Raw genomic sequence first — 6,587 nt, 5'->3', positions numbered from 1 at the left:
CCTTGTAGCCGCGCGCCAGCTCGAACATGCCAAAGTTCAGCTGGTGGAAGCCGGCCAGCGTGATGAACTGGAACTTGTAGCCCATCGCGCCAAGCTCCCTCTGGAACTTCGCGATCGTTGCGTCGTCGAGGTTCTTCTTCCAGTTGAACGACGGCGAGCAGTTGTAGGCGAGCAGCTTGCCCGGATGATGCTTGTGCACGCCTTCGGCGAACTTCCTGGCCTGTGCCAGATCCGGCTTCGAGGTCTCGCACCAGATCAGGTCGGCATGCGGCGCATAGGCCACGGCGCGCGCGATGCAAGGCTCGATGCCGTTCCTCACATTGTAGAAGCCCTCGACCGTGCGGCCTGCATCGTAATCGACAAAAGCCCGGTCGCGTTCGTCGATATCGGAGGTCAAGAGCTTCGCCGCTTCCGCGTCCGTGCGCGCCACGACCAGCGTCGGCGTGCCCATCACGTCGGCCGCCAGGCGCGCCGCGTTGAGGTTGCGGATATGCGCCACGGTCGGGATCAGCACCTTGCCGCCGAGATGGCCGCACTTCTTTTCCGACGCCAGCTGGTCCTCATAGTGGACGCCGGCAGCACCCGCCTCGATGAAGGCCTTCATGATCTCGAAGGCGTTGAGCGGGCCGCCGAAACCGGCTTCGGCATCGGCGACGATCGGCGCGAACCACGTCTCGACCGAAAGCCCGTTGCCTTCGGATGTCTCGATCTGGTCGGCGCGCTGCAGGGTGCGGTTGATGCGCTTGACGAGTTCCGGCGCCGCATTGGCCGGATAAAGCGACTGGTCCGGATACATGGCCGAAGCCGTGTTGGCGTCCGCTGCCACCTGCCAGCCCGAGAGATAGATCGCCTTCAGCCCGGCCCGAACCTGCTGCATGGCCTGGTTGCCGGACATCGCGCCGAGCGCGTTGACGAAATCCTCCTCGTGGATGAGCTTCCACAGCCGGTTCGCACCCATCTCGGCTAGCGTCTGGCGGATTTGCACGGAGCCGCGCAGCCGCTTCACATCCTCTGGCGAGTAGGGGCGCTCGATGCCATCGAAACGGCCTTCCGGCGCGGAGGGGACGAGGTTGTAAAAATCGGTCATTGGTCACTCCGGATCGTTTGAAAACTGCTTCAGCGCCACATCGCAAGGCCATATCCCCGACGTCTGTGTATGACAACGTTTACATTGCAGCGCGAAATAGGCCAGAGAAACCGCCGCTTGGTGCCGAAAATAAAGGAAAAGCTGTGTTGCCATTGACAAGTCCGCTCTGTTAATTTGTCATGATTGTAAAAGCGGCAAGGCGGGCGTTGGGTTCGATGCGCCTGTAAATCTTGTCAAAGGTGGAAGCGATGGCCGACCAGAAGATCTTTGCCGGGCCTCGGCTGCGCCGGCTGCGCAACGCCAGGGGGCTGACCCAGACGGCAATGGCCGAGGGATTGGGCATCTCGCCCTCCTACCTCAATCTTATCGAACGCAACCAGCGGCCGCTGACGGTGCAACTCATCCTCAAGCTGGCCTCCGTCTACAAGGTCGATCCGCATGAATTGCAGGGAGAGACCAAAGGCTCGATCGCGGCCTTGCGCGAAGCGTTCAGCGATCCGCTTCTTGCCGGCGAACTGCCCGGTGATCAGGAGCTGATCGACCTTGCCGAGACGGCGCCCAATGCCTCGGCGGCGATGGTGAAGCTCTTTCGCGCCTATCGCGAGCAGGCCGAGCGCCTGTCCGATCTCAACCAGCTGCTGGCCAAGGAGGGCAGGGCGACCGCCCTGTCCGGCGCGCGCCTGCCCGCCGACGAAGTCCACGAAGTGTTCGAACGTCGGCCGAACCACTTTGCTGCGCTGGAGGAGGAGGCGGAGGCTTTCACATCGCTCCTCGAGCCCGGCGACGATCTGTTCGGCGCGCTGAAGGCCTGGTTGAGGCGCGAGCACGGCATCGTCGTCAAGGTGCTGCCGGTCGCCACCATGCCCAACTGGCGCCGCCGCTATGACCGTCATTCGCAGCGCCTGTTCCTGTCGGAGCGTCTGTCGCCCTTCGATCAACTGCGCGAAGTCGCCATGGAGGCGAGCCTGATGCGCATGTCGGTGGCCGTCGCGGGCGAGATCCAGGGGCTGAAGCTCGGCACGGACGAGGCCCGCCGGCTCGCCCGCTTCGAGCTCGGCCGCTATGCCGCGCATGCGTTGATGATGCCCTACCAGGCTTTCCACGCCGCCGCCGTTCGCGCCCGCTATGATATCGATGTCTTGCGTTCCCGCTTCGGCGTCTCTTTCGAACAGGCGGCCAACCGCCTGACCATGCTGCAGCGGCAGGGCGCGGCGGGCGTGCCGTTCTTCATGCTGGAAGTCGACAATGCCGGCAACCGCTTCCGCAAGGCCGGCAGCCAGGGTTATCCGCAAAGCCGCTTCGGCGGCGGCTGCCCCAAGCTTCCCATTCACGCGGCCTTCTCGCAGCCGGGCCAGATCCTGGTCGAGGCGGTGGAAATGCCCGATGGCGCCGAGTTCCTTTGCATCGCCCGCACCCTGGAAGGCCCGCAAGGCGCCTTCTCCGAACGGCCGCGCCGCACCGCGCTCCTGCTTGGTTGCGATATCGGCTTTCGCGACGAGATCGTCTATGGCGCGGCGCTGCCGGCCGGATCCCCCGGCAAGCCCGGGCAAGGTTTCGCCACTCCGGTCGGCCCCGCCTGCAGGCTTTGCGAGCGCGCCGGCTGCCTGGCGCGCGCCGAGCCGCCGGTGACGCGCCCGCTCGGCCTTGACGAGATGGTGACGGGCCTCAGCGCCTTCGATTTTCAGGGATGATACACGCCGTCCGGACCTGCGCGTGGGCGCAGGTTCGACCTGTGTCGAAGTAAACCGCTGCGACGTTGTCCCACATTTCAGTGAATGCTGGATCACGCACGGCTTTCTACTTTGCGCTACGCGATTGAGACACAGTTCTGTCGTTTGAGACGCAGAGTTCCTGTTGTCCTTGGTGCACCATAGCGCGCATAACTCGCTGACAATCATGTCCATGACCGATACCGCATCGCCTCGCGTCGCCCTACCAGACGTCTCGCCGCGCGAGGAGCGGATCGGCATGCTGCTGGTCTTCCTCTCGGCGCTGATGTGGAGTTTTGGCGGCACCATCGCCCGTTTCATCCATGTCGACGACAGCTGGGCCGTGGTGTTCTGGCGCTCGCTCTGGGCGGTGGCCTTCCTCGTCGCGTTCATGGTCTGGCGCGACGGCTGGCGGGGCACGTTGAGATTGTTCCGCGACATGGGCCTGCCTGGTCTCGGCGTGGCCTTGTGCTTTGCCACGGCCTCGACCAGCTTTATCGTTGCGCTTGCCTATACGACGGTTGCAAACATTCTCCTGATGCAAGCCGGCGTGCCGCTTCTGGCCGCCTTGCTCGCCTGGCTGCTGTTTCGCGAGCGCGTGAGCCAAGCCACCTGGATTGCCATCGCCGCCGTCATCGCTGGGGTTGCCATCATGGTCTCTGAATCCCTCGACGGGGCCGTGTCCCCGATCGGCGACGGCCTGGCGCTGCTGATTGCGGTGATGTTTTCGTTCGCGACGGTGATCACCCGGCGCTTTGCTCATGTGCGCATGGTGCCGGCCACCTGTCTCGGCGCGCTGCTTGCCGGTATCTTTGCCGCCGCCCAGGCCTCGCAGTTTGCGGTGTCCGCACGCGACATGGGCTTCCTCTTCGCCTTCGGCGTCGTCAACCTCGGCGTCGGCCTCGCCTTTTTTGCCATGGGCGCCCGGCTCGTGCCGGCGGCAATCGCGGCGCTGCTCGGCACTTTCGAGCCGATCCTCGGGCCGATCTGGGTCTGGCTCGTCCATTCCGAGGTGCCGTCGGTGCGCACCATCATCGGCGGCGCGATCGTGGTCACCGCGCTGCTCGTCCATATCGGCCTGGAGTTCAAACGTCAGGCGCGGCCGGCGCGCCCCGGCATCACCGGCCTGCCGTCACCCAATTGACCAATGCATGTCGCCCAAAAGTGCGCAGCGGTTTTGGGAGAACGACATGCATCAAGACAACAGCATGTCACCCAGAAGTGTGCAGCGGTCCTGGGACAACGACATGCGATCAAGACAACAGCATGTCGCCCAAAAGTGCGCAGCGGTTTTTGGGCGAACGACATGCATCAAAACAAAGACCGAAAGCGCGTCGCCTGAACCCCTCTCGGCGCGACGCGCTTTAGGCAGCCTTCCCCATTGACAACCCCGCTGCCGGGCGGGCAGGCTGCGATCACGGCAACAACAAGACAGGCGTATCTTGCCAAGTGTCTCTGCCGGCCCGACCAGGGCCGGATCACATCGTCGTATCTCTGCCCACGCCACGGCGAACGCCGCTGACGCCGCCCGGGTACCTTACAAGGGCGCCCTGCGGGAGGTCTTTGACCACCGACCGGCAACCCGGCGCAGCGCCGACAGGTCGCGCTTGTTGCCCTTCGGAAAGCCCAATAGCCTGAAATCAATGCCGCGCCGCCATATCGCGACGAGCCGGCAAGGGAACACTCACCAAAGGAGAACATTATGATCCGCAAAGCGCTCTGGCTTTCGGCGACGTCGGTATTTCTGACGCTTTTCACGGCAGGCGGCCATGCCGAGGACCGCGTTGTCAACGTCTACAACTGGTCGGACTATATCGACAGCTCGATCATCGACGACTTCACCAAGAAGACCGGCATCAAGGTCGTCTACGACACCTTCGATTCCAACGAGATCCTCGAAACGAAGCTGCTGGCCGGCGGCTCCGGCTATGACGTGGTGGTTACAACCGGACCTTTTCTGGCCAGGCAAATTCAGGCGGGCGTGTTCCAGAAGCTCGACAAGTCGAAGCTGCCGAACATCTCCAACATGTGGGACGTCATCTCCGAGCGCACCGCCAAATACGATCCGGGCAACGAATATTCGGTCAACTACATGTGGGGCACCGTCGGCCTCGGCTATAACGTCAAGAAGGTGACGGCTGCGCTCGGCACCGACAAGATCGACAGCTGGGATGTTTTCTTCAATCCGGACAAGCTGGCCAAGCTGAAGGATTGCGGCGTCTATGTGCTGGATTCTCCCGCCGACATCATTCCGGCGGCGCTGAAATATCTCGGCCTTGATCCCAACAGCACCTCGCCCGATGACATTGCCAAGGCCGAGGACGCGTTGCTCAAGGTCCGGCCCTATATCCGCAAGTTCCATTCGTCCGAATACATTAACGCCTTGGCCAATGGCGACATCTGCCTGGCGATCGGCTGGTCGGGCGACGTCTTCCAGGCGCGCAACCGCGCCGAGGAAGCCAAGCAGGGCGTCGAGATCGGCTATTCGGTGCCGAAGGAAGGCGCCCAGATGTGGTTCGATCAGATGGCGATCCCGGCGGACGCGCCGCATGTCGCCGAAGCGCTCGAGTTCATCAACTACATGATGACCCCCGAAGTCATCGCCAAGTCGTCGAACTACGTGCTCTACGCCAACGGCAACAAGGCTTCGCAGCAATTCGTCGACAAGGCGATCCTGGAAGATCCAGCGGTCTATCCCGACGAAGAGACGACCAAGAAGCTTTATACCGTCAAGCCATATGATCCAAAGACACAGCGCGTCATCACGCGCACCTGGACCAAGATCGTCACCGGTCAGTAAGCATTGAGACACGACCCTGGCAGCCAACTGCCGGGGTCGCTTTCTTTTGGGGAATCAAAAAAGTAACGGAGTGGGGATCATGAAATCGCTTGGCAGCATCCGCAGGGATTTCGCGCCATGGAACGACCCGAACGCCAAGCCATATATCCAGTTCGACAAGGTCACCAAGAAGTTCGGTGACTTCACCGCCGTGAACAATCTGTCGCTGACCATCTTCGAGCGCGAATTCTTCGCGCTGCTCGGCGCCTCCGGTTGCGGCAAGTCGACCCTGCTCAGGATGCTCGCCGGCTTCGAGGAGCCGACGGCGGGCCGCATCCTGCTGGACGGGCAGGACCTGCGCGGCATCCCGCCCTACAAGCGGCCCGTCAACATGATGTTCCAGTCCTACGCGCTGTTCCCGCATATGACGGTGGAGAAGAACATCGCCTTCGGCCTCAAGCAGGAAGGTATGCCGGGGCCTGATATTGAAAAACGCGTCGCGGAGATGCTGAAGCTGGTCAAGCTCGAGCAGTTCGCCAAGCGCAAGCCGCATCAGCTCTCGGGCGGTCAGCGCCAGCGCGTGGCGCTTGCGCGCTCGGTCGCCAAGCGGCCCAAGGTTCTGCTGCTCGACGAACCTCTCGGCGCTTTGGACAAGAAGCTGCGCGAGGAAACGCAATTCGAGCTGATGGACCTGCAGCAGGAGCTCGGCCTCACCTTCGTCGTCGTCACCCACGACCAGGAAGAAGCCATGACCATGGCCGATCGCATCGCCATCATGGACAAGGGCGAGGTCATGCAGGTCGCCACGCCGGCCGAGATCTACGAGGCGCCGACCTCGCGTTTCGTGGCGCATTTCGTCGGCAACGTGAACATGTTCGAGGGCAAGGTTGCCGAGCACACGGCAAACGCGACGCGCATCACCGGCGCGACCGGCGCCCAGATCGTCGTCGACAATGGCGGCAACGCCGCTGCCGGCTCCGACATCGTCTTCGCGATCCGGCCGGAGAAGATC

Annotated in this window: 5 protein-coding genes; 4 read left to right on the top strand and 1 reads right to left on the bottom strand. The window is 62.9% G+C overall.

Features of this window, described 5'->3' with window-relative positions; genetic code table 11:
• The coding region (aceA, locus tag EOA24_RS23610; RefSeq protein ID WP_127410117.1) for an isocitrate lyase at positions 1-1,087 on the bottom strand (1,087 nt) is incomplete at its 3' end.
• Between the two features lie 248 nt (positions 1,088-1,335).
• Here aceA and EOA24_RS23605 point away from each other — a divergent pair.
• The 4 genes from EOA24_RS23605 to EOA24_RS23590 form a co-directional block, all read left to right on the top strand.
• Entirely contained in the window at positions 1,336-2,778 is a 1,443-nt protein-coding gene (locus EOA24_RS23605) for an XRE family transcriptional regulator (RefSeq protein ID WP_126079086.1), read from the top strand.
• A gap of 211 nt (positions 2,779-2,989) precedes the next feature.
• Positions 2,990-3,940: a DMT family transporter gene (locus EOA24_RS23600; protein ID WP_126079085.1), complete on the top strand. Its 951-nt coding sequence runs from the start codon at positions 2,990-2,992 to the stop codon at positions 3,938-3,940.
• A gap of 558 nt (positions 3,941-4,498) precedes the next feature.
• Positions 4,499-5,596, top strand: coding sequence for a polyamine ABC transporter substrate-binding protein (locus EOA24_RS23595; protein ID WP_127410116.1), 1,098 nt, complete (start codon positions 4,499-4,501; stop codon positions 5,594-5,596).
• 79 nt (positions 5,597-5,675) lie between these two features.
• Positions 5,676-6,587: ABC transporter ATP-binding protein (locus EOA24_RS23590; RefSeq protein WP_133374586.1), on the top strand; the 912-nt coding region annotated here is incomplete at its 3' end.

The organism is Mesorhizobium sp. M2A.F.Ca.ET.039.01.1.1, from assembly GCF_003998035.1.
In the GTDB taxonomy this organism is placed as follows: Bacteria; Pseudomonadota; Alphaproteobacteria; order Rhizobiales; family Rhizobiaceae; genus Mesorhizobium.
This window is presented reverse-complemented; position numbering and strand designations above follow the sequence as displayed.

Excerpts from the sequence above, each read along its gene's own strand:
- EOA24_RS23595 (WP_127410116.1), top strand. The coding sequence starts at position 4,499 with ATGATCCGCAAAGCGCTCTGGCTTTCGGCGACGTCGGTATTTCTGACG.
- EOA24_RS23605 (WP_126079086.1), top strand. The coding sequence starts at position 1,336 with ATGGCCGACCAGAAGATCTTTGCCGGGCCTCGGCTGCGCCGGCTGCGC.
- EOA24_RS23600 (WP_126079085.1), top strand. The coding sequence starts at position 2,990 with ATGACCGATACCGCATCGCCTCGCGTCGCCCTACCAGACGTCTCGCCG.